This is a genomic window from Cupriavidus gilardii (assembly GCF_017598945.1).
Taxonomy (GTDB): Bacteria; Pseudomonadota; Gammaproteobacteria; order Burkholderiales; family Burkholderiaceae; genus Cupriavidus; species Cupriavidus gilardii_E.
In genome coordinates, this window is record NZ_JAGFTW010000006.1 from 142608 (window position 1) to 155558 (window position 12951).

Sequence of the window (12951 nt, forward strand, 5' to 3'; positions counted from 1 at the left end):
AACGAATGGGAGAAGCTATGCGGATCATCGCCGCAGCCCTCGCCGCATTGACCGCCACGGGGTGCGCCACGAAAAATTACGGTCGCCAGGGAACCCTGACCGACTACGAGAAACGGACCATGTCCTGCCGGGAAATCCAGCTCGAGCAAGCCAAGGTTCAGGGCTTTATCGAGCACGTCAACAAGGAAAGCGAGTTCGACGGCCGCTCGGTTCTGTCCTTCCTAGGTGACTTCGGGATCGGGAATCTCATGGAAAAGGACAGCGCCATGAAGAGCGCAACGGATCGATCGGCCCAGCTTCAGGCGGTAGCCGCGCAGAAGGGATGCTCGTACGGAGCGCCAGATCAGACGCCAACCACCGCCTACGTGCCGCGAGCTACGCAATGACCGACGACATCAGTGCACTGACACGGTCAGTCATCGCTCTCCAAAAAATGGTCACCGCATTGCAGTACCAAGTCGTTTACATCGCAAAGAAACAGAAATTCGACGATGAGGCGGCCTTGCATGAGAAGATGAATGAGGCTCTCACACACCTTAACGAGAGCGTTTCAGCAATACAGAGACTAGTGAAGGACGCCAAATGACCGCGCCCTCCGCAGATGCATATCTTCGCCAGCTTGACGAGACTAGAGATGCGCTCCGTCTAGTTGGCGTAACTCTCGCCGGCGGGGACCCGCCTCCTCGACCGCCAATTGACAACGGCGCCCCTCGGCGTGATGATGGCCCTATGGAATCTCGGCTGAAAGCCCTCGAGGAGTCTATGACCGCGGTCAAAACAGACCTCGCGGTGGTCAAGTCCAACTACGCCACAAAGGCCGACATAGCGGACGCAAAATCGGCCATCATCATGTGGGTGGTTGGTGCCGTTTTTCTGGCCCAACTGCTTCCGGCACTCCCTGCCATCATCGGAGCGATCCGGAACCTAGCGCCAGGTCAGTAGCCCAGAGAACATCGAGAAGCCCGCCTCCGGCGGGCTTTTTTTGTTTGTGTGTGCGCTTCTCGCTTCTGCTTCCCACCCCTCGCACGCACGCCAGAGCGCAATTAAACATTTTGTTTGACATCATGTTAAACGTGTTGTTTAATGACTCCATCGACGCACCACCTGATGGAGTCAGCGATGCCAACCCGCAACAACCATTTCACCGACGCCCAAATCGAAGTCGCAGAGCAGGTTCGGCGTGACCCGCTGAACTTCGCCAACGAGAACGACATCGAGGCCGGCGCCTACATGGCACCCGTGGCCGGCCTGGTGCTGCGCGGCGACCTGAGCGACGCGGCACTGCTTTCCATGGCGCGCGAGCTACTGCAGCAGTACGAGCGTGACACCCGCCACCACGTCGCCCTGATCGACGAAGCCGCGGCCGCCGACGAGCACGAAGCGCTCGCTCTGCGCGCCATGCACATCCGTTCCCTGCCCGATTCCCTGCTGTCGCGCAACGGCGCGATCGCCTGATCACGCGTCCAACGAGCAGCAGCCATGAGCCGCTACGCCTTCACCCGCGAGTGCGACGACGGTCCGGCCATCAGCCCCGACTACGAGCTGACCGTCGACTTCGAGCTCGACCAAGGGCACATCGCCGTGCGCGGTGTCTATGCCCGCTTCGCCGGAAGCAATGACTTGGCAAAGCTCGGCGACCGCAACTACGACCGCGGCGCCATCGAATCCCTGTGCCGCAACTACCTGGAGACCCTGTGATGTCCGACGACGATCTGCGCGCCGTCCAGCGCCGCAACAACCTGATCCTTTGCTACGTGATGGCCATCTTCGCCGTGGTTTGCGCCGCGCATGAGATCGCCAACGTGCTGCCGTGAGCCCGGCCGTGATCGACATCCACGACTTCAGAGCCATGCGCGAGCGCCAGGCCAAGAACCTGCGCCGGCTGCGCGCGGCAACGTGGCTGGTCATCGGCGCGCTGCTGCTGGCCAACGTCATCGACATCGTGAGGGCCTACCTGTGATCGACGACACCACCACCGACTACCAGGTCCACCGCTCGTTGCGCTACGCGTGTGGCTCCAAGGCTGAGCTGCAGGTCGAGCCCGAATACGACCTCACCGACTGGCTCTTGGTCGCGGTGTACGGCGTTGGCATCGGCTTGCTCTGGTACCTCGCTGTCGCCTTGCGCGCCGGCGCCTGATTTCACCACCTAGAGAGAACCATGACCACCACCATCGCAATGGACGCTGTCGACTCGTCGCAGATCCACAGCATCGGCCACGACCCCGCCAGCTCGACGCTGGCCATCCGCTTCAAGAGCAAGGACGGCGCGCCGACTTCGCTCTACCACTACCGCAACGTGAGCGCCGACGACTTCGCGGCGTTCCGCGACGCCGAGTCGATCGGCTCGCACTTCTACAAGCATATCAAGCCGTTCGCCGACAAGTACCCGTACGTGAAGGTCGAGTCGGCGCCGGCCGCCTGAACCATCCCGCTCAACTTTCCTGCCTGGAGACCTACATGACCACCGCCGTCGCCGAGCGCCCCACTGCCCCACAGCGGCAATCGCTCGTCACCAAGTTTGCCGAGCGATACAGCATCGAGCCAAACAAGCTAATGAACACGCTCAAGGCCACCGCCTTCCGTCAGCGCAACGATGCGCCGATCACGGACGAGCAGATGGCCGCGCTGCTGATCGTCGCCGACCAGTACAAGCTGAACCCCTTCACGAAGGAGATCTACGCCTACAACGACAAGGGCGCGATCGTCCCTGTGGTCTCGGTCGACGGCTGGGCACGGATCATCAACGAGCATCCGGCGCTGAACGGCATCGAGTTCCGCTATGCCGATGAGTTCGTCACCAACGCCGGCGCCAAGCCGTGCCCGACATGGTGCGAGGTGATCATCCATCGCAAGGACCGCGAGAAGCCGACCATCATCCGGGAATACCTCGACGAGACCTACCAAGAGCCCCGCGGCGAGAAGCGAATTCCCGGCCCATGGCAGAGCCACACGAAACGGATGCTCCGCCACAAGGCGCTCATTCAAGGCTCGCGTATCGCCTTCGGCTTCGCCGGCATCTACGACGAGGACGAAGCGGCCCGCATCGTAGAACGCGACATGGGCACCGCCGAGGTGGTCGGCAATGCCGCGCCGGCGGTCCAGATGCCACAGGCGCGGCCACGGCAGATCCAGCAGCAGGAGGCTCGCCCCATCGACATGCCTGCGCAGCGCGTCGCCCAAGGCGAGCCAGTGCAGCGCCAGGCCGCCCCCGTTCCGGCGCAGGCGCCGGCTGCCGCGACAGCCGCGGAGCTCGATGACGCCGTCACCGATGGCGAGAAGCAGTGGATCCGAAACAAGCTGGCCGGCGCCGAAATCGCGATCGAAGATGCGATCGCCACGCTGTGCCTGTCTGTGCCGGCATCGCTCGATGGCCTGACGCGCGACGGCTTCACCGCCTTCCAGGACTACATCCGGGAGAACTGCTGATGTCCGACCTGCAATTCGATGCGGCGTCGCACACCTACACCGTCGGCGGCACGGTCATCCCGAGCGTGACGCAGATCCTGGCGCCGCTGAACGACCTGTCGATGATCCCGCCGGCGACTCTGCAGTACAAGCGCGACCTCGGCACCGCCGTCCACGCTGCGACCGAGCTGCACGACCGCGGCGAACTCGACGAATCGACCGTGGCCGCGGTGGTGCAGCCCTACCTCGACGCGTGGATTCGCCTGCGCGCGGAGAAGCCGTTCGAGATCGTTGGCCTCGAGCACCGCGTCTTTCACCCGGTGCACCGTTACGCCGGCACCTACGACCGCCTGGTGGTGATGGACGGCAAGCTCTGCGTGCTCGACATCAAGACCGGCGCGATGTACCCGAGCTACGGCCCGCAGCTGGCCGCCTACAAAAACGCCGTCGAGCACGGGACCGGCCGGCGCGTGCAGGGCCGCTATGCGGTCGAGCTGCGCGACGACGGCACCTACCGCCTGCACCCGATGACCGGTTCCGAGGACTGGGCCGTCTTCCTGTCCTGCCTGACCCTGCACCGCTACCGCAACAAGCACGCCGCCTGATCGCGGCCTGGAGAACACCACCATGACCACCAATACCCAAGGCACGATCGCCTATGACGCCAGCGCCGCCGTCGTGCTGGCCGGCAAGGCGCAGAAGGCGCTGCAGAGCGCGCAGGGCTACGTCATCGACAGCCCTACCATGTACCAGCTCGCCAGCGACGATCTGAAGGGCGTCAAGGCGCTGATGAAGCAGGTCGAAGATCAGCGCACGTCGATCACCGGCCCGCTGAATCAGGCGCTGCGGGCCGTGAACGACCTGTTCCGCGCGCCGAAGGAATACCTCGAGTCGGCCGAGGCGACGCTCAAGGGCGCCCTGCTCGCCTACGACCGCGAGCAGCAGCGCAAGGCTGACGAGGCCAGGCGCGCCGCCGACGAAGCCGCCCGGAAGGAACGCGAGCGCATCGAGGCCGAAGCACGGGAAGCCGAGCGCGCCGCGCGCGAGGAAGCCGAGCGCATTGCCCGCGAGGCAGCAGCGGCTGCCGCCGCGGGCGACCAACAGAAGGCCGAAGAACTGAAGGCCGAAGCGGAGCGCACCGCAGCCGCCGGCGCCGAGCAGGCGCAGCAGATCGCCACCGCCGCTGAGCTCGTGACTGCTGCGCCGGTACCGGTGGCCACTGCGGCGCCGAAGGTGACCGGCCTGTCGACCCGCCAGAACTGGAAGGCGCGCTGTGTCGACAAGATGGCGCTGATCCGCTTCATCGCCGAGCACCCGGAGCACCAGCACCTGGTCGACATCAACCAGTCGGCGCTGAACCAGCTCGCCAAGGCGCAGAAGGAAGCCATGCGCATCCCGGGCGTCGAGGCCTACCCCGACGCGGTGATGTCCGCCCGCGCCGCCTGACCGAATCCCCCTTGGCCGGCGCAGCACCCCGGCCCTTTCTATTCCACAGGAGCCGCCCATGCTCGAACTCGAACAAGAACTGGTGAAGATCACCCACATCAACACGCGCAACGAGAAGCACGGCGACGAGCCAGTGCTGGCCGTCGACCTGAAGCTGCAAGCGCGGCTGTCCAACGACGTCCTGTCGCTGTTCTCGCCCATGTTGAAGGCGAGCTTCTACCACAAGGACGAGTCCGTGCAGGGCGACCTGGTGACCGACCCCGGCTACCTGCCGAACCTCAAGCACCCGAGCATCGGCCCCGTGAAGTGGGCCGGCGACTGGGAGCACCACGTGCTGACCGTTCACAACGGCGTGCGCGCGGCCGACGACATCGTGCTCGACGAAGCGCGCATCAACAAGCTGCAGTTCGACTTCCAGGAAGGCGGCACCGTGTTCGTCAACTTCCGCGCACAGGTCCATCCCGACGAGAAGACCGCTGCGAAGCTGCTGTCCCTGCTCGGCCAGGAAGTGCACATGAGCCTGCGGCACGACGAGCCCGAGCCTCTGCAGGAGGCAGCGTAACGATCAACGGGGGAAAGCGGATGCCGCGTAGCGCGCACGCACCGGCGAGTATCAGGGACGCGGACGCAGCGAGTACCCCACCCTTCAACGGGCCACCTGCGGCGGGACAACGCCGAGTCCCGAAAAACAGCGTGCGACGACTCCAACTGATTGGCAGGAAGTCGCAGGCGGCCCACCCGACAGAGCGAGACCACCATGTCCAACGAGAACATGCAGTTCCCCATTCCCAACTCGATCCTCGAGCCGTACATCAAAGCAGCAGTCGCAACGGCCATCACCGCGTCGTTGGGCGACGGTACGGCGTTGGTAGAGAAGGCAGTGCACCAAGCCCTCACCGCGAAGGTGAATGCGAGCGGCTTCACAAGCAACAGCAGCTACGAGAACACCCATCTGCTCGCCGAAGTGGTGTCGCGGAACGCTATCCAGAAAATCGCGCGCGAGACCATTGCCGAGATGGCGGAGCAGATGCGGCCGAAGATCCGCGAGCAGATCGAGAAGCAGCTGAAGAACCAGCACGGCAAGCTCGCCCAGGCCGTGGTTGACGGTCTGATCGGCAGCCTGAAGTCGAGCTGGTCCGTCCAGATTCACATCGATACGACGAAGTAGGCCGGACCATGAACTGGCCCATCGGTACCCCACTCTCGCGCGCGCAGATGCGACTGCAGGCCGATATCGTCGACCTCGCGCGCGACTCGACAGCGCTCAAGCGCGAGAACGCGGAGCTACGCCAGCGGCTGCAGGCGGCAGAGGAACGCGCCGAGATCGCGAACCAGGCGCACGCCGTCCAGGCGCTGCAGCTCGCGCAGCTTGAGAAGCTGGCACGCGAGGTGAAGCGCGCCGCGGTGAAGAACCCGCACTGGCCGATTTCGCGGTGGGTGAAGTTCGGGCCGATGGCGGCCTTTCTCGCCTCGATCAAGGATGAGTGACATGGAAGAACAGCAGCAGCAAGCCGAGCGTGAAGCGTTCCGGAGGTGGTTCTACGAAGAATCGCAGCACCGGACGATGGGCTATCAGGATGCCCTCGACGGATGGGAGGCTGGCCGGGCCCATCTGCTCACCGCCCTCGCGCAGCAGCCGCCAGCGCAGGCGGCGGGGCTGACGGATGAGGTCACACGGGAGCAGATAGAGGCGTGGGCGAGCCTCGCCGGCATCGTCGGCTCTGGCGCTAATGGCGCATTGACCGAATCCAATCTCGTTCGCCTCGGTGACTTCGCTATTGCGGCCCGCGAGGCCCTGCTATCCCGCGCCGCGCCGAGCGGGGAGCCGGTGGCGTATGTCGAGTGCCGCGAATGTGGTCGCTGCGGTCACACCGGCATCAACGACGCGCACTCGCAGGACGAATGCTGCTCGAATTGTGACTGGACTGGTCCGGCTCCGAAGGAGGATGTTTGCCCCGGGTGCGCGCAAACCGGGACCATGCGCGCGGCCTGCCCGAAGTGCGGCAGCGTGTATCGCCTTCTCTGCGAAACGACCGTCGGTGCTGCCCCGCAGCCGAGCGCGCAGCAGGCCGAAACGATGATCCACTACGGCGGCGGATTGGCCGGCAATGTCAGTTTCGAGGAGCCCGCCGAGGAAGCGCGCGGGGTGGATGAAGTTGCGCACCAGGATGCGCGTTTCGCCATCGACGGTGCGATCGCATTCGGCCGCATGGGCATCAAGGAGCCGCCGCAAGGGCATTGGCTGACCGAGTACTGGCAGATCGGCAAGCAACTGGCCGAGCAGCCCTCCGAGGAAGCGCGCGGGGTGGATCGTGCCCACGTTCTGGGCCGCCTCGAAGACATGATCGCCGACCCAATGTGGTCGAACCATGTCGAAGTGTCCAAGCGGTTCCTCATGGACATCCGCACCCTACTCGCCGCGCCCGCCGCAGGGACGGGGCAGGATGCCCGTGAGCAGGTCGAATGTCTTGACGTGGAGAACCACCGTCTGCGCCGCACAATCCAGAAGATGATGGCGCGCCTCACTGACCTACTGGACGAAGATCGGTTCGCAGAAATGGAAGGGCTGGCGGCAAGCGGTGGTGTAGAGCCGCCGCAAGCCGCTACCGGGGCGCAGGGGCTGATCGCGCTGCTGCGTGAAGCCCGCGACGCCGTGGAGCAGCGATGGGAGGAAAGCAACACGGCAGCGGACCACGACCTGTTGCAACGAATTGATGCCGCCCTCGCCGCGTCGAAGGAGGGGGAGTGATGGAAAAGTTCACAGTCTGGTGCCCGGAACACGGCAGTAGCTTCGAGGACGGGCGGCAGTTTGAGGCCGTCGATGCCGAAATGGCTGCGGAGGAATGGGCCGCTGGGGAGGATGCATGGAGCGCGGAATACACCATCGTCGGCGGGGGCGAAAAAACCGTCATCGTGCGCGGCGAGGACGGCCAAGAGCAGACGTTCACGGTGACCGGTGAATCGGTGCCGCAATACCGCGCCAGACGTGTCGCCTCGCAAGCGGCAGAGGGGGAGCGCAACCATGGCTGAGAACAGCTCGATCGAATGGACCGACCACACCTTTAATCCCTGGGAAGGCTGCCAGAAGGTCGGGCCGGGCTGCGACCACTGCTACGCGGAGACGCGCAACGCGCGCTTCGCCGGCGGCACGGCCATCAACTGGGGACCGGGCGCACCACGGCGCCGCACCAGCCCCAGCAACTGGCGCAAGCCGCTGGCCTGGAACGACAACGCAGGCGCTTTTATGGCCGAGCACGGCCGCCGTCAGCGTGTGTTCTGCGCCAGCCTGGCTGACGTGTTCGACAACGCGGTAGATCCGCAGTGGCGCGCGGACCTGTTCTCGTTGATCCAAGCCACACCGGCCCTGGACTGGCTGCTGCTTACGAAGCGAATTGGCAACGTGCGCGCCCTGCTGCCTGAACACGTCACGGGCGGAGGCCTGCCGACCAACGTCTGGCTGGGCGCCACCATCGTCAACCAGGAAGAAGCCGACCGGGACATACCCAAGCTGCTGGCCGTGCCGGCGCGGGTGCGCTTCCTGAGCATGGAGCCGCTGCTTGGGCCAGTGACGCTCGACCAGCGTCTGGTAGAGCCCATCGAAGGCACGTCGCAACACGGCCGGCGTTTCATCGACTGGGTAATCGTCGGCGGCGAGAGCGGCCCGGGCGCGCGACCGATGCACCCCGATTGGGCCCGGTCGCTGCGCGATCAATGCGCGGCCGCCGGCGTGCCGTTCCTGTTCAAGCAATGGGGTGAATGGGCGCCTGGAGCTACGCGCGAGACGGTTCCGGATTGGCCTGTTGGCACGTTAGTCGCCAGCCGAACGGTCTTCGGCCACGAAGCGTGGGTCGCCGCGCAACGTGGCCCATCGTCGCAGCTTATGGAGCGCTTCGGCAAGAAAGCCAGCGGCCGACGACTCGACGGTACGCAGCACGACGGATTCCCGGAGGTTGAGCACCATGGCTAATGCGAACGTCGACCACTGCTATCAGGGCGACTGCCGCTCCGTCATGCGCGCCCTAATCGCGGCCGGCGTGCGCGTCCAGTGCATCGTCACCAGCCCGCCATACTGGGGGCTACGCGACTATGGCGTCGACGGTCAGCTCGGCCTAGAGGGCACCTTGCGGGAATTCCTCGACAACATGGTGGAGGTCTTCGACCTGTGCCGCAAGCTGCTGGCCGACGACGGCACACTTTGGCTGAACATGGGGGACAGCTATGCGGGTAGCCGCGCCGGCCCCGAGACGGGCTCGCTCCGCGGCACGCGGCACAATCAGGCAGAGGCCTCCAAAGCAATGACGGCCAGCCGTCGCCGTGACGACGCACCGATCCCACGCAGCGACGTGCGTGTCGAAGGACTCAAGCCTAAGGACCTGGTCGGCCAACCTTGGCGCCTGGCCTTCGCGCTTCAGGACGCCGGCTGGTGGCTGCGCCAGGACATCATCTGGCACAAGCCCAATCCGATGCCGGAGAGCGTACGCGATCGGTGCACGAAGGCGCACGAGTACCTGTTTCTCATGACGAAGAGCGAGCGGTACTTCTTCGACCAGGACGCGATCCGGACGCCGTACAGCGCCGAGACCAAGGCGCAGAGCTTCGACACGATGGAGTACAAGCGCCGGGACCGATACAAGGCTCCCGACGGCTGGAACACCGGGCCAGGTGCGCACGGCCCCTTCCATCCTGCTGGCCGCGAGAAGGGAAAGGCTGCTTCCGGTGACTACGAGCCGAAGGCAGGTGCCAATCGTCGATCGGTGTGGACGATTTCAACGCAGGCCTACGCTGCTGCTCACTTCGCCACCTTTCCCGAAGCGCTGGTCGAGCCCTGCATCCTGGCCGGCAGTCGACCAGGCGACATCGTGTTCGATCCGTTCATGGGTTCGGGCACGGTGGCCAGCGTTGCGCAGCGCCTCGGCCGTCGCTGGATTGGTGCCGAACTCAATCCCGACTACATCGCCCTGCAGACGGAGCGCACGCGCCAGCCCGGGCTTGAACTGACAGCGGCATAACAAACGCCGCAGCACACAACATCAAATTGACCCGCAAGCATTGGAAATTCGAAGACCATGGAAACCGCTGAATTGATCGACCAACTCGCCGATGCCCTCAAGGAGCGCATGCAGCCTGCCGTACCGCTGTCTATCAGACTGTGGAATATTGAGATGATTGCCACGTACCTGAACCGCAATCCCGACGTGGTGCGCCAGCGCGTGGTGAGCCTGCCGAGCTTCCCGCCGGCGATCCGACTGCCGGCCGGTGAGACTGGCGTTGGCAAGCCGATGTGGAAGGCATGCGAGGTCATCGAATGGGTCGAGTCGCACAAGGAAGCCGCGCCACGCCGGCGCCGTGCTGCTGCTTGACTGGCATGCCAATGTGCTGCGCGGTCAAAGCGCGTCAGCTTGCTTCCTAAGGGCTTTTACCTGCTTCTCGATGTACTCATGAAGTTCTTGGATCAGGTATCGATACCGATCTTCCTCGGGGTGGTTCTTCAAGACACTGTCGACCCACAGCTGTACGGTCTTCTCCGCCTGCATGAACGCGTCACGCAATCTCTGCGCAGTGCCGACGGATTTTGGGTCGGGTAGCTCGTGAGCGGGATAGGCTTCCAATGCATTGGCCAGGCTGCGGAAAACGCGAGGCTCGTATATGTCTGCCGCGTATTCGGCGAAATAGTCCTCTGAGGTCATCGTCGATTTCCTCGCGTTCCCCAACTCCTCAAGAGCGACTTCAGCAAGCGCGATGAACGATCTAGTTCGCTGCACGCGCGCGCTGCGCTCGGCTTCGCGTTGCGCCGCCTCCTGCTTCGCCATTTCCTCGCGCGCCAATCGTCCCGCCCAGTAGATCGCGGCCACGGAAGCCACTGCTTGAGCCCAAGCCGCCATGGCCTCGCTGCTTCCCGGCGGGTATCGGAGCAGCGCGACCAAGAACAACAACACACACGACGTCCAGAGAACCTTCATTTGCATTCCCCCCGCGCCTAATCCAGCTTGGCGGCCAGATCCTCGGCCGTTGGCGCGTAGTACACGTTCTGCAGAATGCGGAGATCGCGGTGGCCGCTGATCTTCGCGAGCTCCATCACGTTGAACTTCTTGGCCAGCCGGGTCAGGCCCTCCCGCCGCGAGTCGTGGAAAGTCAGGCCCACCACCCCCGCCTTGTCCCTCGCCTTCCGGAACAGCGCGTCGAGCTGCGCGCTCGTTAGCCCGAACACCGTCCCCTCGAACTGATCCCACAGCGGTTGCAGCTGATCGATGATGCGCAGCGCGCGCGATGACAGCGGCACCGACCTCGCCGTGCCGTTCTTCGTCTTAGGCAAGTGGACATAGCGCTTGTCCCTGTACACGTGCTCGGGCCGCATGCCGACGATCTCGCCGGCGCGCATGGCGGTCTCGATGGCGAACAGGTATGCAGCTCCGCAGCGCGCCGTGGCCGTCGCCGGCGTCTCGTTCTCGTCGTAACCCAGCGCGTGGCAGATGCGATCGATCTCTGCCTGCTCGGGCCGACGCGAGCGTGGCTGCTCTTCCTTCGGCCGCGAGACGCCGCTGATTGGGCTCTCGTGAATCCAGCCCCATTCCCGCTTCGCCGTCATGAAGCAGGCCGAGAACAGATTAAGGTCGCGCGCGACGGTGCTCCCGGCCACCTCCTTGAGCCGCTTGTCGCGCCACGCTGCCCAGTCGGCAGTGCGCACGTCGATCAGCTTCTTTTCAGCCAGCTTCGGCTCGTCCCGGATCAGCGCCTCGACGCGGTTGTGCTCCCAGCGTGCGGCGCGAGGGGACTTTTTCGGCGAGACCAAGGTGACGTACCGGCGCAGCAGGTCGGCCACTGTATGATCCGCGGTCACCTTGCCGGCCATGATCTTCGCCTCTTCAGCGGTCGCCCAGGCCACCGCCTCGGCCTTCGTCTTGAAGGTTTCCGACGCCCTGACGCCCCTCATCATAATCTCAGCGCGCCAACTAGCGCCGCGCTTCCGATAACTTGCCATCCCATCCCCGTTTCTTGGCTTCACGCCAATGGCGTGATTCTGGCGTGACGGCGCGTTAAAACATGCCCGGAAAGGTTCAGGAACGCTCACGCACGAATCGCCCGCAGAGCGTGATTCTACAAGGCTTGCAGGGGAAAGTCCGGCTAGGCTCGGGGATGCTAAAGGTAGGGGTGGTCCCGCCGACAGGAATCGAACCTGTATCTAGCGCTTAGGAGGCGCTCGTTCTATCCATTGAACTACGGCGAGCGGATAGCCGGGCATCGCTCGGGACGCCCTGGGATGCGGCCACCGCTGAGCCGGTGAAACCGCGCGCCCGGCCAGCGGCCGAGGCAGGGGCGGAGTATAGCAAAGTCACTTGGCGCCGAGCATCGCGGCGGCATCCGCAAATGTGCGATTTCGCGCGAGCGGCCGTGTCGCGGCGCCAGCCGCCGCCCAAATGAAAAGCCCGCCAATGTCCTGGCGGGCTGGCTGCGGACGGGCCGGGCAGTCTGGGTCGACGCTGACGGCATCGCCACAAGCCACGGTACAGGTCCTCTTCCTCATGGTTCCGCCGATGTCGCGGCCGCCCATCCGGACCACCCGGACAGTCGGAGGAAGAAGGCGCTGGCGTGCATTGCGGAGATGCCGAGGGCGAACAGCGAGGCACTCGCTGAAGACGGCCATCGGGTGGGAGGTTGTCCGCATCCGTGCCGGCACGTGGTGTCGACACTGCGAGTATAGGGCGGGGGTTTCGGGATGCAAGACACGACCGCCCGGGCGCCGCGGGCGCCGCTGCCGATGTCCGGCCGAAGGCGCTTGCGGATCATGTTTTCGCAGTGCAGCAAGATTTTGCGGGTTCTGCTAGAATGCGCCCCGTGAGTTCGCAATGCGAGTGTCATGCGCCGACCAGCCCCATGGGCCAGAGGCGATGCCGCTTCCGCTCCCAAGCTCTGTCGCTCGGTTTTCCGGTCGTTCGTATCAAGGTTTCGACCACCCGCCGCTTGCCAGAACGCCATCTCACTTGACGCCGCCTCGTCTCCGATCCTGTTGAACAGCCTCGTCGCTGTTTGCCTGCCAGGGACCCGGCTTCCGGTCTTGCACCGGTTGCCCCCTGCCTGCCGCCGTACTGCCAGCTGAGTC

The 12951-nt window shown here is 64.7% G+C and carries 21 protein-coding genes and 1 tRNA gene; 19 read left to right on the forward strand and 3 right to left on the reverse strand.

Features of this window, described 5'->3' with window-relative positions; translation table 11 throughout:
• The first annotated feature begins 17 nt into the window (after positions 1–17).
• The 19 genes from J5T34_RS03845 (at position 18) to J5T34_RS03935 (ending at position 10213) form a co-directional block, all read left to right on the forward strand.
• Complete coding sequence (locus tag J5T34_RS03845) at positions 18–386, forward strand: hypothetical protein (RefSeq protein ID WP_208578681.1); 369 nt, start codon at positions 18–20, stop codon at positions 384–386.
• The gene (locus J5T34_RS03850) at positions 383–586 is read left to right on the forward strand and encodes a hypothetical protein (protein ID WP_208578682.1); all 204 of its coding nucleotides are present in this window, start codon (positions 383–385) and stop codon (positions 584–586) included. The genes J5T34_RS03845 and J5T34_RS03850 overlap by 4 nt, the downstream gene beginning before the upstream one ends.
• 176 nt (positions 587–762) lie before the next feature.
• Positions 763–942, forward strand: a complete 180-nt coding sequence (locus J5T34_RS03855; protein WP_208578683.1) for a hypothetical protein — start codon at positions 763–765, stop codon at positions 940–942.
• A 177-nt stretch (positions 943–1119) separates the two neighbouring features.
• A complete protein-coding gene (locus J5T34_RS03860; RefSeq protein WP_208578684.1) occupies positions 1120–1455 on the forward strand; it encodes a hypothetical protein in 336 nt (111 codons plus the stop codon).
• 24 nt (positions 1456–1479) lie between these two features.
• Positions 1480–1698: a hypothetical protein gene (locus J5T34_RS03865; protein ID WP_208578685.1), complete on the forward strand. Its 219-nt coding sequence runs from the start codon at positions 1480–1482 to the stop codon at positions 1696–1698.
• A gap of 112 nt (positions 1699–1810) precedes the next feature.
• On the forward strand, positions 1811–1960 hold the full coding sequence (locus tag J5T34_RS03870) for a hypothetical protein (RefSeq protein WP_208578686.1): 150 nt from the start codon (positions 1811–1813) through the stop codon (positions 1958–1960).
• Positions 1957–2139 (forward strand): hypothetical protein, encoded by a 183-nt coding sequence (locus tag J5T34_RS03875; protein WP_208578687.1) that lies wholly within the window; start codon positions 1957–1959, stop codon positions 2137–2139. The genes J5T34_RS03870 and J5T34_RS03875 overlap by 4 nt, the downstream gene beginning before the upstream one ends.
• Before the next feature lie 21 nt (positions 2140–2160).
• Positions 2161–2424: a KTSC domain-containing protein gene (locus J5T34_RS03880; RefSeq protein WP_208578688.1), complete on the forward strand. Its 264-nt coding sequence runs from the start codon at positions 2161–2163 to the stop codon at positions 2422–2424.
• Positions 2425–2459: 35 nt separating this feature from the next.
• Positions 2460–3428, forward strand: coding sequence for a phage recombination protein Bet (gene bet / locus J5T34_RS03885; protein ID WP_208578689.1), 969 nt, complete (start codon positions 2460–2462; stop codon positions 3426–3428).
• Positions 3428–4012 (forward strand): PD-(D/E)XK nuclease family protein, encoded by a 585-nt coding sequence (locus tag J5T34_RS03890; RefSeq protein ID WP_208578690.1) that lies wholly within the window; start codon positions 3428–3430, stop codon positions 4010–4012. Before bet ends, J5T34_RS03890 begins: the two co-directional genes overlap by 1 nt.
• A gap of 22 nt (positions 4013–4034) precedes the next feature.
• The gene (locus J5T34_RS03895; RefSeq protein ID WP_208578691.1) at positions 4035–4853 is read left to right on the forward strand and encodes a hypothetical protein; all 819 of its coding nucleotides are present in this window, start codon (positions 4035–4037) and stop codon (positions 4851–4853) included.
• Positions 4854–4911: 58 nt separating this feature from the next.
• Positions 4912–5415, forward strand: coding sequence for a hypothetical protein (locus tag J5T34_RS03900; RefSeq protein ID WP_208578692.1), 504 nt, complete (start codon positions 4912–4914; stop codon positions 5413–5415).
• Between the two features lie 195 nt (positions 5416–5610).
• Positions 5611–6021, forward strand: a complete 411-nt coding sequence (locus tag J5T34_RS03905; RefSeq protein WP_208578693.1) for a hypothetical protein — start codon at positions 5611–5613, stop codon at positions 6019–6021.
• Between the two features lie 8 nt (positions 6022–6029).
• Positions 6030–6341 (forward strand): hypothetical protein, encoded by a 312-nt coding sequence (locus J5T34_RS03910; protein WP_208578694.1) that lies wholly within the window; start codon positions 6030–6032, stop codon positions 6339–6341.
• A 1-nt stretch (position 6342) separates the two neighbouring features.
• Positions 6343–7602, forward strand: a complete 1260-nt coding sequence (locus J5T34_RS03915; RefSeq protein ID WP_208578695.1) for a hypothetical protein — start codon at positions 6343–6345, stop codon at positions 7600–7602.
• The gene (locus tag J5T34_RS03920; RefSeq protein WP_208578696.1) at positions 7602–7883 is read left to right on the forward strand and encodes a hypothetical protein; all 282 of its coding nucleotides are present in this window, start codon (positions 7602–7604) and stop codon (positions 7881–7883) included. Before J5T34_RS03915 ends, J5T34_RS03920 begins: the two co-directional genes overlap by 1 nt.
• Entirely contained in the window at positions 7876–8820 is a 945-nt protein-coding gene (locus J5T34_RS03925; protein WP_208578697.1) for a phage Gp37/Gp68 family protein, read from the forward strand. Before J5T34_RS03920 ends, J5T34_RS03925 begins: the two co-directional genes overlap by 8 nt.
• The gene (locus tag J5T34_RS03930) at positions 8813–9862 is read left to right on the forward strand and encodes a DNA-methyltransferase (protein ID WP_208578698.1); all 1050 of its coding nucleotides are present in this window, start codon (positions 8813–8815) and stop codon (positions 9860–9862) included. The genes J5T34_RS03925 and J5T34_RS03930 overlap by 8 nt, the downstream gene beginning before the upstream one ends.
• Before the next feature lie 57 nt (positions 9863–9919).
• The gene (locus J5T34_RS03935) at positions 9920–10213 is read left to right on the forward strand and encodes a hypothetical protein (protein ID WP_208578699.1); all 294 of its coding nucleotides are present in this window, start codon (positions 9920–9922) and stop codon (positions 10211–10213) included.
• Between the two features lie 24 nt (positions 10214–10237).
• On the opposite strand, the gene J5T34_RS03940 is transcribed toward J5T34_RS03935, so the two are convergent.
• From J5T34_RS03940 to J5T34_RS03950, 3 genes are all read right to left on the reverse strand, one after another.
• The gene (locus J5T34_RS03940; RefSeq protein WP_208578700.1) at positions 10238–10813 is read right to left on the reverse strand and encodes a hypothetical protein; all 576 of its coding nucleotides are present in this window, start codon (positions 10811–10813) and stop codon (positions 10238–10240) included.
• Between the two features lie 17 nt (positions 10814–10830).
• Entirely contained in the window at positions 10831–11784 is a 954-nt protein-coding gene (locus J5T34_RS03945; protein WP_244258684.1) for a tyrosine-type recombinase/integrase, read from the reverse strand.
• A gap of 219 nt (positions 11785–12003) precedes the next feature.
• Positions 12004–12078, reverse strand: a tRNA-Arg gene (locus J5T34_RS03950).
• Positions 12079–12951 lie beyond the last annotated feature (873 nt).